14 protein-coding genes are annotated in these 19,203 nt (G+C 73.2%); 9 read left to right on the forward strand and 5 right to left on the reverse strand.

Annotated elements, in window-relative coordinates; translation table 11 throughout:
• Positions 1-74 precede the first annotated feature (74 nt).
• Complete coding sequence (locus tag AB0G35_RS05520; protein ID WP_360944101.1) at positions 75-266, reverse strand: hypothetical protein; 192 nt, start codon at positions 264-266, stop codon at positions 75-77.
• A gap of 111 nt (positions 267-377) precedes the next feature.
• Positions 378-2,804 carry a SpoIIE family protein phosphatase gene (locus AB0G35_RS05525; RefSeq protein WP_360944104.1) on the reverse strand — a complete coding sequence of 809 codons (2,427 nt, stop codon included), beginning with the start codon at positions 2,802-2,804 and terminating at the stop codon, positions 378-380.
• Positions 2,805-2,951: 147 nt separating this feature from the next.
• Between AB0G35_RS05525 and AB0G35_RS05530 the strand changes: the two genes are divergently transcribed.
• The gene (locus AB0G35_RS05530) at positions 2,952-3,740 is read left to right on the forward strand and encodes a VOC family protein (protein ID WP_360944107.1); all 789 of its coding nucleotides are present in this window, start codon (positions 2,952-2,954) and stop codon (positions 3,738-3,740) included.
• 35 nt (positions 3,741-3,775) lie between these two features.
• Here the strand turns inward: AB0G35_RS05530 and AB0G35_RS05535 are convergent, their stop codons facing one another.
• Both AB0G35_RS05535 and AB0G35_RS05540 read right to left on the reverse strand, forming a co-directional pair.
• Positions 3,776-6,565: a hypothetical protein gene (locus tag AB0G35_RS05535; protein ID WP_360944110.1), complete on the reverse strand. Its 2,790-nt coding sequence runs from the start codon at positions 6,563-6,565 to the stop codon at positions 3,776-3,778.
• Between the two features lie 272 nt (positions 6,566-6,837).
• Positions 6,838-8,310 (reverse strand): S1 family peptidase, encoded by a 1,473-nt coding sequence (locus AB0G35_RS05540; protein ID WP_360944601.1) that lies wholly within the window; start codon positions 8,308-8,310, stop codon positions 6,838-6,840.
• Positions 8,311-8,627: 317 nt separating this feature from the next.
• Here AB0G35_RS05540 and AB0G35_RS05545 point away from each other — a divergent pair, with 317 nt between their 5' ends.
• The 5 genes from AB0G35_RS05545 (at position 8,628) to AB0G35_RS05565 (ending at position 13,889) form a co-directional block, all read left to right on the forward strand.
• Positions 8,628-8,927 (forward strand): DUF6506 family protein, encoded by a 300-nt coding sequence (locus AB0G35_RS05545; RefSeq protein WP_360944113.1) that lies wholly within the window; start codon positions 8,628-8,630, stop codon positions 8,925-8,927.
• A gap of 186 nt (positions 8,928-9,113) precedes the next feature.
• Positions 9,114-10,142: an L-threonine 3-dehydrogenase gene (gene tdh / locus AB0G35_RS05550; protein WP_360944116.1), complete on the forward strand. Its 1,029-nt coding sequence runs from the start codon at positions 9,114-9,116 to the stop codon at positions 10,140-10,142.
• Positions 10,143-10,200: 58 nt separating this feature from the next.
• Positions 10,201-11,445: a glycine C-acetyltransferase gene (locus tag AB0G35_RS05555; RefSeq protein ID WP_360944119.1), complete on the forward strand. Its 1,245-nt coding sequence runs from the start codon at positions 10,201-10,203 to the stop codon at positions 11,443-11,445.
• A gap of 37 nt (positions 11,446-11,482) precedes the next feature.
• Entirely contained in the window at positions 11,483-12,391 is a 909-nt protein-coding gene (locus AB0G35_RS05560; RefSeq protein ID WP_360944122.1) for a LysR family transcriptional regulator, read from the forward strand.
• A gap of 100 nt (positions 12,392-12,491) precedes the next feature.
• The gene (locus tag AB0G35_RS05565; RefSeq protein ID WP_360944125.1) at positions 12,492-13,889 is read left to right on the forward strand and encodes a chloride channel protein; all 1,398 of its coding nucleotides are present in this window, start codon (positions 12,492-12,494) and stop codon (positions 13,887-13,889) included.
• Positions 13,890-13,901: 12 nt separating this feature from the next.
• On the opposite strand, the gene AB0G35_RS05570 is transcribed toward AB0G35_RS05565, so the two are convergent.
• On the reverse strand, positions 13,902-14,930 hold the full coding sequence (locus AB0G35_RS05570; RefSeq protein ID WP_360944128.1) for a PHP domain-containing protein: 1,029 nt from the start codon (positions 14,928-14,930) through the stop codon (positions 13,902-13,904).
• A 776-nt stretch (positions 14,931-15,706) separates the two neighbouring features.
• Between AB0G35_RS05570 and AB0G35_RS05575 the strand changes: the two genes are divergently transcribed.
• The 3 genes from AB0G35_RS05575 (at position 15,707) to AB0G35_RS05585 (ending at position 19,203) form a co-directional block, all read left to right on the forward strand.
• Positions 15,707-15,919, forward strand: a complete 213-nt coding sequence (locus tag AB0G35_RS05575) for a type A2 lantipeptide (protein WP_360944131.1) — start codon at positions 15,707-15,709, stop codon at positions 15,917-15,919.
• Between the two features lie 198 nt (positions 15,920-16,117).
• Positions 16,118-16,924 carry an HlyD family efflux transporter periplasmic adaptor subunit gene (locus tag AB0G35_RS05580; protein WP_360944134.1) on the forward strand — a complete coding sequence of 269 codons (807 nt, stop codon included), beginning with the start codon at positions 16,118-16,120 and terminating at the stop codon, positions 16,922-16,924.
• Positions 16,921-19,203, forward strand: coding sequence for an NHLP family bacteriocin export ABC transporter peptidase/permease/ATPase subunit (locus tag AB0G35_RS05585; protein WP_360944137.1), 2,283 nt, complete (start codon positions 16,921-16,923; stop codon positions 19,201-19,203). The genes AB0G35_RS05580 and AB0G35_RS05585 overlap by 4 nt, the downstream gene beginning before the upstream one ends.

Consider the following 19,203-nt stretch of genomic DNA (forward strand, 5'->3'; position numbering starts at 1 on the left):
GGGCCTGGCCGGCGCGGGGCCGTCGGGGAGATCCGGAAGAAGACCTCAGGAGCGTCCCCCGGAGCGCGCGGCCGTCACGGCAGATACCGCTCGATGACGCCCGGCCCCTCCTCGTCGATGAGCCGCTTGGCCCACGCCAGGCTCGACGGGGTCGGTTCGCGCCCGGACGCCCGCACCAGGTCCTCCGGGTCGTAGGGCCGCTCGCTGCCGGTGTACAGCTCGGCCGGCCGGTGCTCGGCCGGCTGCTCCTTGCCGTTGGTCGTCACAGGTCCTCCTTCGTCCGCGCCCGCCGGGTCGCCGGGACCTCGCTTGGTTCCATGATGGGGCGGCCACCGAACACCCGCACGGCGTACGCCGGGCCGCGGCTCCGCGGCCGGTCAGTCCACCGGCCGGGGCGCCCCCGGATACCGCGGCGGGAACGCCTGCTCGGTCCAGATCGTCTTGCCGTACGGCGTGTACCGGGTGCCCCAGCGCTGCACCAGCTGCGCGACGATGAACAGCCCCCGCCCGCCCTCGTCCTCACTGGCCGCGTGGCGCAGGTGCGGCGAGGTGTGCCCGGTGTCGGACACCTCGGTCAGCAGGGTCAGATCGCGCAGCAGCCGCAGATGCAGCGGCCCCGAGGCGTGCCGCACCGCATTGGTGACCAGCTCGCTGACCGCCAGCTCGGTCGCGTACGACAGCTCCTCCAGGCCCCAGTCCCGCAACTGCGCGGTCGCCAGCTCCCTGGCCGCACCCACCGCGGCCGGTTCCGCGGGCAGCTCCCAGGCCGCCACCTGCCGTGCGTCCAGCTCACGGGTGCGCACCAGCAGCAGCGCCGAGTCGTCGGCGGCCGGCCCGTCCGGCAGCAGCTCGGCCATCGCGGAGTCGCACAGCTCCTCCAGCGGCCGGCGGTTCTCGCCCAGCACCCGGCCCAGGATCGCCAGCCCCTCGTCGACGTCCCGGTGCGACGACTCCACCAGCCCGTCCGTGAACAGCGCGACCAGACTGCCCGGCGGCAGTTCGAGATCCAGCGACTCGAACGGCAGCCCGCCCAGCCCCAGCGGCGGCCCGGCCGGCAGATCGGGGAAGAACATGGTGCCCGACGGATCGACCACGGCCGGCGGCAGATGCCCGGCCCGGGCCATGGTGCAGCGCCGCGACACCGGGTCGTAGACCGCGTAGAGGCAGGTCACGCCGGTGGCCACATCGTCCGGGCCGGTATGCGTGCCGACCTGGCCCGTGCCCTCCTCGCCGGGCTGCCCCACCAGGTCGTCCAGCCGGCTCAGCAGCTCGTCGGGCGACAGGTCCAGCTGGGCCAGCGCGCGGACCGTCGTCCGCAGCCGCCCCATGGTCGCCGCCGCCTCCAGGCCGTGCCCGACCACGTCCCCCACCACCAGCCCGACCCGGGTCCCGGACAGCCCGATCACATCGAACCAGTCGCCGCCCACCCCGGCCCGGTCGTCGCTGGGCAGATAGCGGTACGCCACATCCACCGCGGACTGCTCCGGTACGTGCTGCGGCAGCAGGTTGCGCTGCAGGGCCAGCGCGGCGGTGTGCTCCCGGGTGAAGCGGCGGGCGTTGTCCAGGCACACCGCGGTCCGGGTGACCAGCTCGTCGGCGAGCTCGATCTCGCCCTTGTCGAACACCGACGGATGCGTCCCCCGCGTGAAGGTGACCAGCCCCATCGGGGCGCCGCCCGCCCGCAGCGGCACCACCATCGAGTCCTCCGCCCGCACCCTCCCCCCGGAGGACAGACTCCGGTACGGCAGCGACCCCGGCGGATACTCGATCCGGTACGGGCCGTGCGGCACCGCGTCCGGCGGGTCACCGGCGCTGCGGGTGGCCACCCGGACCAGCGGCGGCACCGTACCGTCCCCCGGCGCCGGCTCCTCGCCCTCCAGCACCGGACGCACCAGGTCCACGGTGACCGTCCGCGCGAAGTCCGGCACCGCGACCTCGGTGATCTCCCGGGCCGTGACCGTCATGTCGAGTGTCGTCCCGATCCGGGTACCGGCCGCCACCAGCAGGTTCAGCCGGCGCTGCGCCTGATAGCGGTCGGTGATGTCGAAGGCGTCCTCGCACACCCCGAGGACCTCCCCGTGCGCGTCGTGCAGCCGGTAGTAGGAGCACGACCAGACGTGGTCCGGGCCCGGCTCGGACGGCTGCTGGCCGACGAAGTGCAGGTCGAGGACCGGCTCACCGGTCTCCAGGACCTGCTGCATCACCGCGTCGAGCGTGCGCGGGTACCCCTCCGTCACGAACTCGCCGTCCGGGTACAGCGCCTCGGCCCGGGTGCCGAGGAACTCCCGCAGCGGCAGCCCGATCTCCTTCACGAACGCGGCGTTCCCCCAGGTCACCCGCAGATCGGTGTCATAGATGCCGAGCCCCACCGGGGACTGCGTGGCCAGCCCGTGCAGCATCGCCTGCCGCGACTCCCACTCCTGCTGCGCGCCCAGCCCGGCCGCCACCAGGACACAGGCCGGGGCGCCCGGCCCCAAGTCGGCGGACGCGGTCCCCAGCGGGCAGGTGGTGACCGCCACCGGCAGCAGCCGGCCGTCCCGGTGCCGCGCCGTCCCCGGCCGGCCGCTGCTCAGCGAGGCCCCCTCGGACGCACCGGGCCATGCGCCACCGGCCGCCTCGGCGGCCGGGAAGAACGCCTCGCAGGGACGCCCGATGACCTCCTCCGGCCGGTAGCCGAGCAGCCGCTGGGCCGCCGGACTCCACCCGATGACCAGGTCCCGGGCGTCGAGCACCGCTGTGGCCGCCCTGGTGACGTCGAGGGGACCACGGAAGTCGGCGCTCTCCGCCGCGTTCCATGCGTTCATGGCATCAACCCAGCCCGGTTCAGTACCTACAGCATCGAGCCTGATCAAGACCGGCACAACTGCGCTGCCCCGCGGCGGGCGCCCCGGTGCGGCCCCGCTGCGTCGCTGGCACAGTGGGAGGGGGCGAAGCGACAGGAGGCAGATGTCATGTCGGCCCATGGCCCCACGACCCCGGTGCGCGGCGCTCCGTGCTGGGTCAGCCTGATGGCCCGCGATCTGGAAACGGCGCAGGAGTTCTACTCCGCGGTACTGGGCTGGCGGTTCCGCCCGGCCAGCCTCGGCCAGGAGTTCTCCGTCGCGATGGCCGACGGGCAGCCGGTCGCCGGCATCGGCGCGCTCGCCCAGAGCTTCCAGGTCGCGGTGGCCTGGACGTCGTACTTCGCGGTGGAGGACGCCGACCTGACCGCCGACCGGATCCGCGAGCGCGGGGCGACCGTCGCGGTCGGCCCGCTCAAGCTCGGCCCCGGACGCGCCGCGCTGGCCGCCGACCGCGACGGCGCCACCTTCGGCTTCTGGGAGGGCCAGACGCTCGCCTGGTCGGTCGGGCAGGGCCGCGCCCCCGCCTGCCTGGAGTTGCGCACCCGCGACGCCTTCGAGGCCGCCATCTTCTACGCCGAGGTCTTCGAATGGGCCTCCGACCGGTCCGGCGGCTGCGAGGTCACCTACGAACACGACCAGGTCGTCGTGCACGACGGCACCCACACCGTCGCCACCCTGCGCGGCGGCGCGGTGGAGGCCGCCCCGGACCCGCGGGTGCGGCCCCGCTGGCACGTGCACTTCCCGGTCGACGACATCGACAAGGTGACCGCCGCCGCGGTCGCCGCCGGCGGGACCGTCACCCCGGTGACGGCGACCGCCGACGGCAACGGCAGCCAGGCCGTCATCCGCGACCCCGACGGCGGCCTGTTCACCGTCACCTCACCCGAAGCCCCCTGACCCCCGCCGGACCTCGCCCGCGGCCGGCCGGTGCCTCACCGGCCCTTCTCCGGTTCCAGTGCGGGACACCACGCCGCCTGCTTCCGCCCGCCGACCCGGCCGCAGAACCCCGCCTGGACGGGCCGCCCCGTCTTGTCGATGCGCTGCACCGACAGCAGCTTGTCCAGCGGGACTTGGCGGTCCACCTCACCGCCGAAGCTGATGATCCCGCTCGCCCCGTCGAGCGCCTCGTCGCCGTGCACCCCGCTGATCGCGTGCCACACCGCGGGCGGCGTCAACGGCATCTGCGCGGCATCCTCCCGCAGCTGCTTGACCGCGTTGACGTACAGCTTCACGGCGTCGAAACCGAGCGCCGCATGCCCGTCGAGCGAGGAGTTGGGGACCTTCGCGCACTCCTCGGGGAACAGCCGGCTCAGCTCCGCGTACAACTCGCTGGTGCCGTCGCAGTGCGCCGAACCGAGCGTGAAGTCCAGGAAGTCGTACGGGATCCCCGGATAGTGCCCCCGCCGGTCCGCGTCCGCCGCCAGCCGGGCCACGTCGTCACCGCCGATCAGCACCGGCGGATCCGAGTTGCAGGACTCGTTGACCCCGCCGAGCAGCGACTCGAAGTCCTCCGAGCGGCCCGCGAAGAACACCACCCCCGGGTACGAACAGCTCCGCTGCCCCACCGTGCCGGGGCCGGGGGCGTCCGACGAGGGCTCCTGGCCGGGCGGCGGGGGCGGGGTGAACGACGTCCGCTCCACCGCGAACCCCCGCGCCCGGAAACGCCGTTCGACGTCGTCGCTGAGCGTCCTGCTGTAGGTGTCGCTGGGATCGGCGGACGCGATGATCCGCACCCGCCGGCCCGGCCGGCCCGCCCCGGTACGTACGACGTGGTCGGCGTACGCCGCGGCGACCTCCGCCTCCCGGGTGTTCTGCGGCGACACCTGGAAGTACATCGGCGACTGGCGCACCAGCGAGTCCGCGGACAGCGTCGTGGCCACCATCGGCAGCCCCACCGCGGTCAGCCTCCGGATCGTCCGGTTGGTCGCCTCCCGGCTCTGGTCCAGCCCGGTGACCCCGACCAACGACGGGTCCTGCTGCCTCAGCCGGTCCAGGATCTCCACCACCCGCGGGCCGAACCGCATCCCCGACCCGGCGTTCGCCGGGAAGATCCGCAGGATCGGCTCGGTGGCCCCGCTGCTCCGCAGCTGCCGGGACTGCGCGCTCGCCGCCCCCTGCAACGCCTCGCGCCCGTAGGCGAGTTGGCCGGTGAGCTTGCCCGAGACGCTGAGCAGCGCGGACAGATGCACCAGCGTGACGAACGGCCGTTCCGGCGCCGCCCGGTGCTCCTGCTCGGCGACCGCGTTCTGGGCGTAGATCTTCTGCAGGGTCCGGTCCAGCGACGGATCGGGGGAGTGGAAGGTGAAGCCGTGCCGGGCCACCCCGATGCACTCGCCGGTCTCCGCGGTGCGCAGCGTCTCCGCGTCGGGGTTGAACCGGCCGAGCCCGCAGTGCGCCTGCCGGTACCGGCTCTCCGCGCCCAGCACCAGGCCGCCCGCCCCCAGCAGGGCGGCGGTGACCGCACAGACCGCCACGACGGACACCATCCGGCGCGCCCACAACGGCGGTGCGGGGATCCGCAGCCGGGCGTCCTGCGCCACCTCCAGCCGCCGGGTCAGCTCGTAGCTCTCCTCCGACGGCGGCATCAGCCGCGGCACGCTGACCGGCAGGTACCAGGGGGCGCGGTTACGGGCCCGGCCCTGGTGCAGAAAGGTGTCCCGCCAGCCGCCGTAGAGCCGGTCGGTCAGCTCCCACAGCTCGCTGCGGCCCCAGTCCGCCCGGACCCGGCTGCCCTCGGGCGGCGGCTCCGCACCGCAGGCGATGATCAGCAGCGGGTCGAAGGCGCCGGTCTCGTTGCGGACGTCGATGACGGCCTGGAGCAGCGGATGGCCGCAGTTGTCCGGGCCCATCCCGTCGAGCAGCGCGACGCAGTACGCGGTGCGCCGGGCCGTACGGGGACGCCACGGGCGGCGGCGGAAGGCGACCCGCAGATCCTCCAGGAACGCGTTGACCATCAGCTTCCGCAACTGCTCCGGGTCCTCGACCTGGTTGTGCGGTGCGGTCAGCCGCTCGGCGAACCCGACGAAGGTGCCCGGGTCGCGCGGGGCGAGATAGGGCTGGTTGAGCAGCCAGCGGTACTCCCGGCCCAGGCCGCGGCGGACCCGGAACCAGGCGAGCGGGAAGACGTGCACCGCGAACAGCCACACCCACCACGGCACCTTGCCGTCGACCGCCAGCTCGGTCTCCGGGGAGCGCAGCAGCCCGAACATCCGCCGCCGCCGGAATTCCCGCTCCCGCAGGCCCTGTAACAGCGTGTGGTCGGTGCCCTCCATGTCGCCCAGGTCGTCGGGGCGGTTGCCGGTGCCCACCTGGGTCAGCCAGTTGACGAGCCCGAACCGGCGGAAGCGGACGCGGCCGTCACTGCCGTTGACGCTCCGCGCGAAGCCCTGGGCGAGGCGTTCCAGGGTCCGCCGCACCGCCTCGACGGACTCCGGTTCGGACCGCGGCGCGTCGGCCGCGAGGTCGTACAGCACGTGCGGCACCCGGCGCGGATCGGCGTGGCTGAGGAAGTATCCGATGCCCTTGGCGAGGGGGGTGTGGTCCGGGCCGGCCACCAGACAGAGCACCGGCAGGCCCTCCCGGCCCTGCGCCACTCCTCGGTGCCGCACCGGTTCCGGACACTCCCGGCGGCGTGGCCTGCGGATCAGGTCGGCGATCAGACGGAGCAGATGGCCGGCTCCGCGGAAGACGGGGATCTGGGAATCGAGTTCGTTCGACGCCATGGTGCCCCTGAGAGGACGGGTCGGAGTAGGGCCGGTAATTCTGGCACCGCGTCCCAGGCGGTCGCTACGGTTCCGCCGGTACTCAAGGACCCCGTCGCCACCAACGTCCCCGCCCGCCCTGGGGATGGGGGGCGGGCGGGGCGTCGTCTGCGCCGTCGATGGTGTCGTCCGACGTGGTTCTCCCACGTCGCTGTCAGACGTTGTCGTCGGTCGTCGTTACCGGTTCGTCGTAACCGGTCGCCGTTGCCGGTCGTCCTTGTCGGACGCCGTGATCAGTTCAGCGAATCGGTCAGCGCATCACCCCCCGCTCCCTGGTCGCTGCCGGCGCCCTGGTCGGCACCCGCGCTCTGGTCACCCGCGGCACCTTGCTCGCCGCCGGCGCCCTGGTCGCCGCCGGCGCTCTGGTCGCCGCCGGCGCTCTGGTCGCCGCCCGCAGCGCTCCCGGCGCCTCCGCTGCCGTCGCCCCCGCCGGCGCCGATCTCCGCGCCGGTGGCCTTGAGCGCGTCGGTGACCGGCTGGAAGAAGGTCTCGCCGCCCTGGGTGCAGTCGCCGCTGCCGCCCGAGGTCAGCCCGACGGCGGCGTTACCGGCGAACATCGAGCCGCCGCTGTCGCCCGGCTCGGCGCAGACGTCCGTCTGTATGAGGCCGTTGACGATGTCGCCGTTGCCGTAGTTGACGGTGGCGTCCAGCCCGGTGACGGTGCCGTCGTGCACCCCGGTGGTGGACCCCGAGCGCTGCACCTTCATGCCGACGGCGGCCTCCGCGGCCTTGGTGATCTGCTGGGTGGAGCCGTTGCCCAGGTCCACCGCGCTCTGCGGCTGCGCGTTCTTGTCGTCGTAGGTGACGATCGCGAAGTCGGTCTTGGGGAACTGCGAGTCCTGCACGCTGCCGAGCGGCTGGCTGCCGCCCTGGTCCGCGGACCAGGTGGGGGAGTCGTTGCCGCAGTGACCGGCCGTCAGGAACGCGGGCGCGCCCTTCACCGTGACGTTGAACCCCAGCGAACAGCGGGCGTTGCCGCCGAAGATGGCGCTGCCCCCGATCGGGCCCGCAGCCGAACCGCCGCCTGCCTGCCCGCCGTTGCCCTGTCCTCCGCTGCCCTGCCCGCCGTCCTGACCACCGGCCCCCTGGCCGCCGCTCTGCTGACCGCCGTTCGCCTGGCCGCCGTTGGCCCCCTGGCCCCCGTTCTGGCCGTTGCCGCCACCCGGCGGGGTCCCCGGGTCCTCGCTCATCCCCCCGCCGTCGAACCGCCGGAACTCGCCCTGCGACCGCTTGACGGTGACCATGCCCGCGCCCATGCCCTGGGTGGCCTTGGTGAGCGTGGCCATCTTCGCGCCGGTGACCGTTCTGTCGGCGACCACCACGATCTTGTTGGTCCGGGGGTCGATCGACCAGGCGGTGCCGGGGACCGAGGCGGTCTCGCGCAGCGTCTTCGTCCCGGCCTTCAGCGCCGTCATGCTGTTGTGCACGACCCTGGCGACCGCGCCCTTGGCCTGCACCCGAGCGGCGGCGTCCTGCGACAGCACGTTCATCACCAGGTGGCCGTTGGCGCCGTCCAGGTACCAGCCGGCGTTGTCCGCGCCGAGGTCCGACTTCAGGGCCGTTGCCAGCTGCGTCGCCGCGGAGGCGCTGAACGTGCGCGGGGCCGGCGGACGGTCCGTGCTCGCGTTGGCGTTGGGGAGCAGGATCGCCGCGCCCATGACGGCGGCCGCGGCGGCGCCGATGACGACGCCGGTCCGCTTGTTCACATGTCGGTGGCTCACTTCACTGACCTCCAGGCCGCACAGGAACGGAGCACACGGAGCGCCGTGGTGCGGCGCGGCGCGCCCCGTGTGTGGTTGCATCCAGTCCTACGGAGTCCGCCGCACCCCGGACTCAGGCCCGCTCAACCTGTGATGAATTCCGCCGGCCACCCGCGCGACGCCCTACACTCCCGCGCCCGGCCCGCGCGGGACCGGGCCGGGAGTGACCGAATCCGTGCCCTCACCGCCCCGGCTCTGCTTGGCTGGTGCCCTCGGCGATCACCACGACCGGGCGATCACCACGACCACGGGAGGTCCACGCCATGGCGCTCACCCACTGGGGATTCATCTACACGGCGGCCGGCAGCGCCGACGGCGGCGAGGTCAGCACGGTGGACACCGGCGCGTGCCGCAGCGTGTTCATCGGGGTGACCAAGCCCGAGGAGGGCATCGAGGCGGCCCGCAAGCTGGTGGCCGACGGGGTGCAACTGATCGAGCTGTGCGGTGGTTTCGGGCCGGTCTGGGCCGGCCGGATCATCGACGCGATCGACGGCGCGGTCCCGGTGGGCACGGTCGGGTACGGGCCCGAGGCGGTCGACCAGGTCCACGCGATCTTCTCCTGACCCGGGCCGAGGCCCTGCCCCGCCGGGAGAGCCGCGGCGGGGTGTGAAGATCAGCTGTCACCGCGCTTAAGAAAACCTCGATGGACCCGGCGCCCGTCGTACGGAAGATTTTCCGGCGGAGATCGGGTGGCCGGAACATGACCGCCCCCGACACGTCATGCACTCTTACGTACGGGAGCCGTCGCGGTGAAGGCACTGGTCAAGCAGAAGGCGGAGCCGGGACTCTGGCTCACGGAGGTGCCGGAACCGGCCATCGGCCCGGGCGACGTACTGATCAAGGTGCTCCGCACCGGCATCTGCGGCACCGACCTGCACATCCGTGCCTGGGACGGCTGGGCTCAGCAGACGGTGACCACCCCGCTGACGATCGGCCACGAATTCGTCGGCGAGGTGGTCGCCACCGGCCGCGACGTGGCCGACGTCGCGGCCGGCGACCTGGTCAGCGGCGAGGGCCACCTGGTCTGCGGCAAGTGCCGCAACTGCCTCGCCGGGCGCCGCCACCTGTGCCGCGCCACGGTCGGGCTCGGCGTCGGCCGGGACGGCGCCTTCGCGGAGTACGTGGCGCTGCCCGCGACCAACGTCTGGGTGCACCGCGTTCCCGTGGACCTCGACATCGCCGCGGTCTTCGACCCGTTCGGCAACGCCGTGCACACCGCGCTGTCGTTCCCGCTGGTCGGCGAGGACGTCCTGATCACCGGCGCCGGGCCGATCGGCCTGATGGCGGCGGCGGTGGCCCGGCACGCCGGCGCCCGCAACGTCATGATCACCGACGTCAGCGAGGAACGCCTGGTGCTCGCCCGCAAGATCGGCGTCAGCCTGGCGCTCAACGTCGCCGAGGCGGACATCGCCGACGGACAGCGCGCGCTCGGTCTGCGCGAGGGCTTCGACATCGGGCTGGAGATGTCCGGGCGGCCCGAGGCGGTCCGCGACATGATCGCCAACATGACGCACGGCGGCCGGATCGCCATGCTCGGCCTGCCCGCCCAGGACTTCCCGGTCGACTGGTCGCGGATCGTCACCTCCATGATCACGATCAAGGGCATCTACGGCCGGGAGATGTTCGAGACCTGGTACGCGATGTCCGTCCTGCTCGAAGGCGGACTGGACCTCGCCCCGGTGATCACCGGCCGGTACGCGTACACCGACTTCGAGGCCGCCTTCGACGACGCCGCGAGCGGCCGCAGCGGCAAGATCATCCTCGACTGGACCGCCTGAGCACGGCCTGACCGCGCCCGTTCCGCCCGTCACCACCCCACCTCCTGGAGACTTTCTGATGTTCGACTCCGTACGCGACGAACTGCGCGGCACCCTCGACGAGATCGTCGCCGCCGGCCTGCACAAGCCCGAGCGGGTCATCGGCACACCGCAGTCGGCGACCGTCGACGTCACCGCCGGGGGCAACCCCGGTGAGGTCCTCAACTTCTGCGCCAACAACTACCTCGGCCTCGCCGACCACCCCGCGGTCATCGCGGCCGCCCACCAGGCGCTGGACCGCTGGGGCTACGGCATGGCGTCCGTACGCTTCATCTGCGGCACGCAGGAGGTGCACAAGGAGCTGGAGGCGCGGCTGTCCGCGTTCCTCGGCCAGGAGGACACCATCCTGTACTCCTCCTGCTTCGACGCCAACGGCGGCGTCTTCGAGACCCTGCTCGGCCCGGACGACGCGGTCATCTCCGACGCCCTCAACCACGCCTCCATCATCGACGGCATCCGGCTGTGCAAGGCCCGCCGCTTCCGCTACGCCAACCGCGACCTGGCCGACCTGGAACGGCAGTTGAAGGAGGCCACCGAGGGCGGCGCGCGCCGCAAGCTGATCGTCACCGACGGCGTCTTCTCCATGGACGGCTACGTGGCGCCGCTGGGCGAGATCTGCGACCTGGCCGACACCTACGACGCGATGGTGATGGTCGACGACTCGCACGCGGTCGGCTTCGTCGGAGCCGGCGGCCGCGGCACCCCCGAACTCCACGGCGTGATGGACCGCGTCGACATCATCACCGGCACCCTCGGCAAGGCACTGGGCGGCGCCTCGGGCGGCTATGTGGCGGCCCGCGCCGAGATCGTCGCCCTGCTGCGCCAGCGCTCGCGGCCGTACCTCTTCTCCAACTCGCTCGCCCCGGTGATCGCCGCGGCCTCGCTCACGGTCCTCGACCTGCTGGAGTCGGCCGGTGACCTGCGCGAGCGGCTGCACGCCAACACCGCGCTGTTCCGCTCCCGGATGACCGAGGAGGGCTTCGACGTCCTCCCCGGCGACCACGCCATCGCCCCCGTCATGATCGGCGACGCGGCCCGGGCGGCCCGGCTGGCGGAGCTGCTGCTGGAGCGCGGGGTGTACGTGATCGGCTTCTCGTACCCGGTCGTGCCGCAGGGCCAGGCCCGGATCCGCGTCCAGCTGTCCGCCGCGCACTCCACCGAGGACGTGCACCGCGCGGTGGACGCTTTCGTCGCGGCGCGAGCCGCGATGGACGCCGAGACGCGGGCCGCGACGGACGCCGAGGCAGCCGGCACGGGGGAGTGACCCGGCCCCTCCGTCCGCATCCTGGGACACTGGGGGCATGATCGAAGCACGCCGGCTGCACATCCTCCGTGCGGTGGCCGACCACCGCACGGTCACCGCCGCGGCCGCCGCGCTCTACCTCACGCCCTCGGCGGTGTCCCAGCAACTGGCCGCCCTGGAACAGGAGACCGGCCACCGCCTGGTGGAGCGCAGCGCCCGCGGGGTCCGGCTGACCCCCGCGGGCGACATCCTGCTCACCCACGCCCACGCCGTCCTCGCCCAGCTGGAACGCGCCGAGTCCGAGCTCGCCGCGTACGGCTCGGGCGAGGCCGGCACGGTCACCGTCGCGTCCTTCGCCACCGGCATCGGCCTGGTCGTCGCGCCCGCGCTCACCGCGCTGGCCGGCCGCGCGCCCGGCATACGGGTCCGCGTCCAGGACGCCGAGGGCGACGCCAGCCTGCGGATGGTCCTCGACCGGCAGGTCGACGTCGCGGTGGCCGTCGAATACCGGGGCGCGCCCCGCGCCGACGACCCCCGGCTGACCCGGGTCCCGCTCTACGCCGAACCCTTCGACGCGGTCCTCCCGCCCGGCCACCGCCTCGCCGAGGCCGACCGGGTCGCCGTCGCCGACCTCGCCGAGGACCCCTGGATCGGCCCCTACCCCGGCAACCCCTGCCACGACGTGGTCGTCCTGGCCTGCGAGTACGCCGGTTTCCAGCCCCGGCTGGAACACTCCTCGGACGACTTCCGGGCGGTGGTCGCGCTCGCCTCCGCCGCGGCCGGCGTGGCGCTGGTGCCCCGCTCGGCACTGCGCGACATGGACCTGACCGGGGTCGTCGTCCGCCCCCTCGACGACGTCGCGCCCACCCGCCGGGTCTTCGCCGCGGTGCGCCGCGGGGCCGAGCAGCACCCGCTGTTCCGGCCGGTCCTGACCGCGCTCCAGGAGGCGGCGGCCGCGCAGGGCTGAGCGGCGTTCGGGTGCTTCGGACCGCCGCGGACGGCGTCCTTCCGGGCCGCCCGTCCCGGCCGTGGCAGGCTCGTCCCGGCTGCGGCGAGGAGGCGAGGCGATGTCGGTCGGCCCCACCGGGCAGAGCGGTCCCACCGGCCCTGGCGGTCCCACCGGCCCGGACGGCACCCCGCCGGCCGTCGCGCCCCCCGACCCCTACGCACCGGTACGCACCCGCGGCTACGCGAAGCTGCTGCTGGCCGCGGCGTTGCTCGGGTTCCCGGTCTGTGTGATCGCGTTCGGCTTCCTCGCCATCGTCCACGCCCTGGCACCGCTGCTCTACGACGACCTGCCCCGGGCGCTGGGCTTCGCCGGCGCGCCGCTGTGGTGGCCGCTGCCGATGCTGGCCGTCGCCGGGCTGCTGACCGGGCTCGCCATCCGCCACCTCCCCGGGAACGGCGGCCACGAACCGGCCGACGGGCTGGCGCTCGGCGGCCCGCCCGCGCTGTCCGCACTGCCCGGCGTCGCGCTCGCGTCCCTGGCCTCGCTCGCCTTCGGCGCGGTGCTCGGCCCGGAGGCACCGCTGATCGCCCTGGGCGGCGGGCTGGCCGCGGGCGCCGCCCGGCTGACCGGTCGGTGGACGGACGCCAGGGCGGTGGCCGCGGTGGGCGCGGCCGGCAGCTTCGCCGCGATCAGCGCGCTGCTCGGGTCGCCGCTGCTGGGCGCGTTCCTGCTGATGGAGGTCTCCGGGCTGGCCGGCCCGATGCTGGGGATGATGCTCGTGCCCGGCCTGCTCGCGTCGGGCATCGGGGCGCTGGTCTTCACCGGGCTGGGCGACTGGACCGGGCTCGGTACGTACTCCCTCACGCTGCACGACGTCCCCCGGGCCGCCGAACCCACCGTCCCGGAGTTCGGCTGGGCCCTGGTCATCGGGGTGGCCGCCGCGTTCGCCGGTGCCGGGGTCCGGTGGTTGGCGCTGCTGCTCAAGGGCCGGGTGGTCCGCCACCGGGTGCCGGTGACGGTACTGATGGGCCTGGTGGTGGGCGCCCTGGCGGTGGGCTTCTCCGCGGCCACCGGCAAGCCCGCCCAAGAACTGCTCTTCTCGGGCCAGTCGGCGCTGGGCACGCTGTTCCACGACAGCGCCGGGTATTCGATGGCGGCGCTGCTGCTGCTCCTCCTGGGCAAGGGCCTGGCGTACTGCGCGTCGCTGAGCGCCTTCCGGGGCGGGCCCATCTTCCCGGCGCTGTTCCTCGGCGGGACGGGCGGGGTGGTGCTGTCGCATCTGCCGGGCCTGTCGCTCACCCCGGCGTTCGCGATGGGCGTCGGGGCGATGGCGGTGGCCATGCTCCGGCTCCCGATGACGTCGGTGCTGATGGCGACGCTGCTGATGGGCCGCAGCGGACTCACCGTGATGCCCCTGGTGATCGTCGCCGTCGTGGTCGGGTACGTCGTGACGCTGTGGCTCACCCCGGCCCCCGCCGCGCCGGGCCGCACCACCGCGGCGCCGTCGGCCGCCTGACCGGGCGTCCGTTCAGCGCGGTGTGCGGCCGGTGGCCGTCCAGGTGGCCAACTGGCGCTCCGTCCAGGTGTTGATGACCCGCTCCGCCGGTACGCCGCACTCCTCGGCGCGGGCGCAGCCGTAGATCTGCCAGTCCAGCTGGCCCGGTGCGTGCGCGTCGGTGTCGATGGAGAACAGCGTCCCGGCCTCCAGCGCCCGGCGCAGCAGCCGGCGCGGCGGATCGAGCCGCTCGGGGCGGCAGTTGATCTCCACCGCGGTGCGGTGCTCGGCGCAGGCCGCGAACACCTCGTCGGCGTCGAACTCCGACTCCGGGCGGCCCCGGCCGGTCAGCAGCCGCCCGGTGCAGTGCCCGAGGACGTCCACCAGCGGATTGCGCACCGCGGCCACCATCCGCCGGGTCATCGGCGCCCGGTCCATCCGGAGCTTGGAGTGCACCGAGGCCACCACCACGTCGAGCCGCTCCAGCAGCTCCGGTTCCTGGTCGAGGGAGCCGTCGTCGAGGATGTCGCACTCGATCCCGGTGAGCAGCCGGAACGGCGCCAGCCGTTCGTTGACCTGTGCCACCAGCTCCAGCTGTTCCCGCAGCCGTTCCGCGGACAGCCCGCGGGCGACGGTGAGCCGGGGGGAGTGGTCGGTCAGCACGCACCACTCGTGACCCAGGTCGCGGGCGGCCCGGGCCATCACCTCGACCGGGCTGCCGCCGTCCGACCAGTCGGAGTGCAGATGGCAGTCGCCGCGCAGGGCCTGCCGCAGTCGCTGCCCCTGCTCCCCCTCGACCAGCGGGGCGCCGGCCTCGTCCTCCAGATGCGCCAGATAGGTGGGCCGCACGCCCGCCAGCGCCTCTTCGACCACCCGGGTGGTCTTGGGGCCCAGCCCCTTGAGGCGGACCAGCGTGCCCTGCCGGGCCCGCTCGTGCAGCTCCTCGTCGGACAGCGCGCCGAGGGCGGCCGCGGCCCCGCGGAACGCCTGTACGCGGTAGGTGGCCGCGCCCTGCCGCTCCAGCAGGAACGCGATCCGCTCCAGCGCGTCGACGGGCTCCACGTGCGGCTCCTTCCGGGTGCGCCGGTCCCGCGGGTCCCTCTCACCGTGCCGCAACCGGGTACCGGCTGCCACCGGGCCCGCCCGCCGCGCCGCATCCCGGGGCGGGACCGGCGGTAAATCGCCCATTCCCGCCGAGTCGGACGGCGTGGCGTTATGCGGTTATGTCCGTTCTCGGGGCGGTGGATCCGATTCCATGGGAATGCCGTACGGATGGTGCCGATGAATCCGTGCAAGGTGTTCGAAGGGTGTGCGGCCACTCGCGGTAACTCCGGGTAAATCGGGCGTGTTCCATGCTTGTGCAACATTCGGCGGAGGGTTCCTCGGGCGCTCGGCCGAGTTCTGCGGGGCCCCGTCGATCGGTGCCGTAAAAACTGTGTGTCTTCAAGGAATCTGCACACCGATTGCGCAGCCGACGCACCCCCTTCCGTCCTTTCTTCAGGCGCTGACCTGCAGGTAAGCAGATTGATGCGGGAATGTCCTGTTCGTCTGACGGGCCTTCAGCGAACGACGGGAACGCAAACCGCAGGAGTTGTGAAGAAGCTGCCACCAATTCATGGACGTGCGTCCACGTCAGGTAATTGAGAGGTTCGAAGCGGTCCGGATCGGCCGTAGTCCGATTCGCAGCACAACCCGCCTGCATGCTTTGATCCTTCGCACTGCAGGAGTCGCGCAGAGGTCTCGATTTGGGGACCTTCGGCGACCGCTGTCGCGGCTGGACCGCCCTTCCGGAGGGCGCGGCCGCAGCTATTTGAGATATGCATCCGAAAGGAATCATCATGCGCGAGATTCAGACCCAGGAAATCGCCGACAGCGAGCTCGACAACGTGGCCGGCGGCCTCGTCGGCAGCCTGGCCGGCACCGCCACCTCCGCCCTCGACGGCGCCACGGGCCTCAACGTCGGCGGCACCCTGGGCACCGCCACCGGCACCGTCGAGGGTCTGACCGGCGTCAACACCAGCCAGGTCACGGGCCTCGTCGCCGGTCTCTAAAGACCCACGGCAGGTCGGCGGCCCCTCCTTGCCGACATGCCGGCCGGCTGCCCCGGAACCGCCAGGCCTTCGCCGGGTTCCGGGGCACCCGGCTGCCGTACCCCGGACCGGCCACCGTACGCTCGGTCCCACCGCGGCGGGGCGAGCCGCCCCGTCCGTGGTGTCCTGACAGTCCTTTGCAGTTGAGGGAAGAGTGTCGTGCAGTTCCGCCAACAGGCCCTTTCCAAGCTGCAGTCGCCCGAGGAAATCGATCTGCCGGTGCGCTTCGCCCGGCCGCAGGGACTTCTCGTCCTGATCGTCACGGTCCTCAGCGTGCTCGCCGCCGCCGTATGGGCGGTGACCGGAACCGTCTCCTCCACCCTCACCGCACCCGGGATCCTCACCCACGGCCAGGGCAGCTACGTCCTGCAGAGCCCGGTCGCTGGCCAGGTCACCGCCGTACTCGCCCGAGAAGGGCAGCGGGTGGCCGCGGGCGCCCCGGTCCTCAAGGTCCGCACCGCCCAGGGCACCACCGTCGTCCGCGCGATCGCCGCCGGCCGGCTGACCACGATGGTCGCCACCATCGGCTCGGTCGTCACCACGGGCGCGGACGTGGCCTCCGTCGAGCGCGTGGCACACGACCGGGACCCCCTGACGGCGACGCTGTACGTACCGGCCGAGAACGGCGCCACCGTCCCCGTCGGCGCCTCCGTCGACCTCACCGTCCAGTCCGTGCCGAACCAGCAGTACGGCGTGCTGCGCGGCCGGGTCAAGGCGGTCGGCCGGACCGCCCAGACGCGCCAGCGGATCGGCGCCTACCTGGGCAGCAGCCAGCTCGGCGAGCAGTTCTCGAAGGCCGGCCCGCCGGTCGCCGTCCTGGTCCGGCTCGACCGGGCCCCCGGGAACAGGTCCGGCTACGCCTGGTCGACCTCCGACGGCCCGCCCTACACCGTCGACTCCATGACGCTGGCCAGCGGCGCCGTCCACCTCGCCGCGCAGCACCCGATCGATTGGCTGCTGCCGTGACCGCATCCCAGGACTCCGCACCCCCGCAGGACCGGCTGCCGCCCCCCGGCCGCGGCCGGCACCGCCCCGAACCCGCGCCCGGCGCCCGACGCCGGCGCGCCGCCCCGCCCGCGCCCCCCAAGAAGGTCAAGACCGTCCGCACCCCCACCGTCCTCCAGATGGAGGCCGTGGAATGCGGCGCCGCCTCCCTGGCGATGGTCCTCGCCCACCACGGACGGCACGTACCCCTGGAAGAGCTGCGGATCGCCTGCGGCGTCTCCCGCGACGGCTCGCGCGCCAGCAACCTGCTCAAGGCCGCCCGCAGTTACGGCCTCCAGGCCAAGGGCATGCAGATGGAGGCCACCGCGCTCGCCGAGGTCCAGGGCCCGGCCATCCTCTTCTGGGAGTTCAACCACTACGTCGTCTACGACGGCATGGGCCGCCGGATGGGCCGCCGCGGCGTGCACATCAACGACCCCGACAAGGGCCGCCGCTTCGTGCCCATGGAGGACTTCGACACCAGCTTCACCGGCGTCGCCCTGGTCTTCGAACCGTCCGAGTCCTTCCGCAAGGGCGGCCGCAAGCCCGGCGTCCTCGGCGCCGTGCCGGCCCGGATGCGCGGCACCACCGGCACCCTGCTCGCCGCCCTCCTCGCCAGCCTGCTGCTGGTCGCGGTCGGCGCCGCGGTGCCCGCGCTCAGCCGGACGTACATCGACATGTTCCTGATCGGCAACCAGACCTCGCTGCTGGGGCCGCTCTTCGCGTCGATGGCCGCGATGGTCGCGCTCACCGCCGTCCTCACCGGACTGCAACAGGCCAACCTGCTGCGTGGCCGGATCATCTCCTCCACCCTCACCAGCGCCCGCTTCCTGCGCCATCTGCTCCGGCTCCCGGTCACCTTCTTCGCCCAGCGCAGCCCGGCCGACCTGGTCCAACGCCTGCAGTCCAACGACGCGGTCGCCGAAACCCTCGCCCGCGACCTCGCCGCCGCCGGCGTGGACGGCATCGTCGTCGTCCTCTACGCCGTGCTGCTGTGGACCTACGACCCCCAGCTCACCGTCATCGGCGTGGGCATCGCCCTGCTCAACGTCGTCGCCATGCGGATCGTGATACGGCTGCGCGCCACCCACACCGCGAAACTCCGCGCCGACACCGCCCGGCTCACCAACACCGCCTACACCGGCCTGCAGCTCATCGAGACCATGAAGGCCACCGGCGGGGAGAACGGCTACTTCCGCCGCTGGGCCGGCCAGCACGCCGCCACCCTGGAGGAACAGCAGCGGCTCGGCGTCCCCAGCGCCTGGCTGGCCGTCGTCGCGCCCACCCTCGCCACCCTCAACAGCGCCCTGATCCTGTGGATCGGCGGACTGCGGGCCGTCGAGGGCCACATCTCCATCGGTCTGCTGGTCGCCTTCCAGGCGCTGGTCACCCGCTTCACCGCGCCCATCACCCGGCTCAACGGCGTCGCCGGCCGCATCCAGGACTTCGCCGCCGACGTGGCCCGCCTCAAGGACGTCGAGTCCTTCCCCGCCGACACCCTCTACACCCGGCCCGGCTCGGAGGGCGACACCCGCCGGCTCAAGGGCCATGTGACGCTGGAGGACATCACCTTCGGCTACAGCCCGCTGGACAAACCGCTGCTCACCGGCTTCTCACTGGCTGTCGGGCCGGGCCGCCAGGTCGCCCTGGTCGGCGGCTCCGGCAGCGGCAAATCCACCGTCTCCCGGCTGATCTCCGGCCTCTACAGCCCCTGGGAAGGCACCATCCGCATCGACGGACACCGCCTGGAGGACCTCTCCCGCAGCGCGCTCGCCGCCTCCGTCTCCTTCGTCGACCAGGACGTCTTCCTCTTCGAGGGAACGGTCCGGGACAACGTGGCGCTGTGGGACCCGTCCATCCCCGACGACGCGGTCATCGCCGCCCTCAAGGACGCCGCCCTCTACGACGACGTCATCGCCCGCCGCCCGGACGGCATCTACACCCGGGTCGACCAGGACGGCCGCAACTTCTCCGGCGGGCAGCGGCAGCGCCTGGAAATCGCCCGCGCCCTGGTCCGGCGCCCCAGCATCCTGGTCCTCGACGAGGTCACCAGCGCCCTGGACGCACAGACCGAACAGATCATCATGGACAACCTGCGGCGGCGCGGCTGCGCCTGCGTCGTCATCGCCCACCGGCTCAGCACCGTCCGCGACAGCGACGAGATCGTCGTCCTCGACCACGGCGTGGTCGTCGAACGCGGCCGGCACGAGGACCTGGTCGCCGCCGGAGGCGCGTACGCCGAGCTGGTCAAGGAGCACTGA

Source organism: Streptomyces sp. NPDC021749, from assembly GCF_040640655.1.
Lineage (GTDB): Bacteria > Actinomycetota > Actinomycetes > Streptomycetales > Streptomycetaceae > Streptomyces.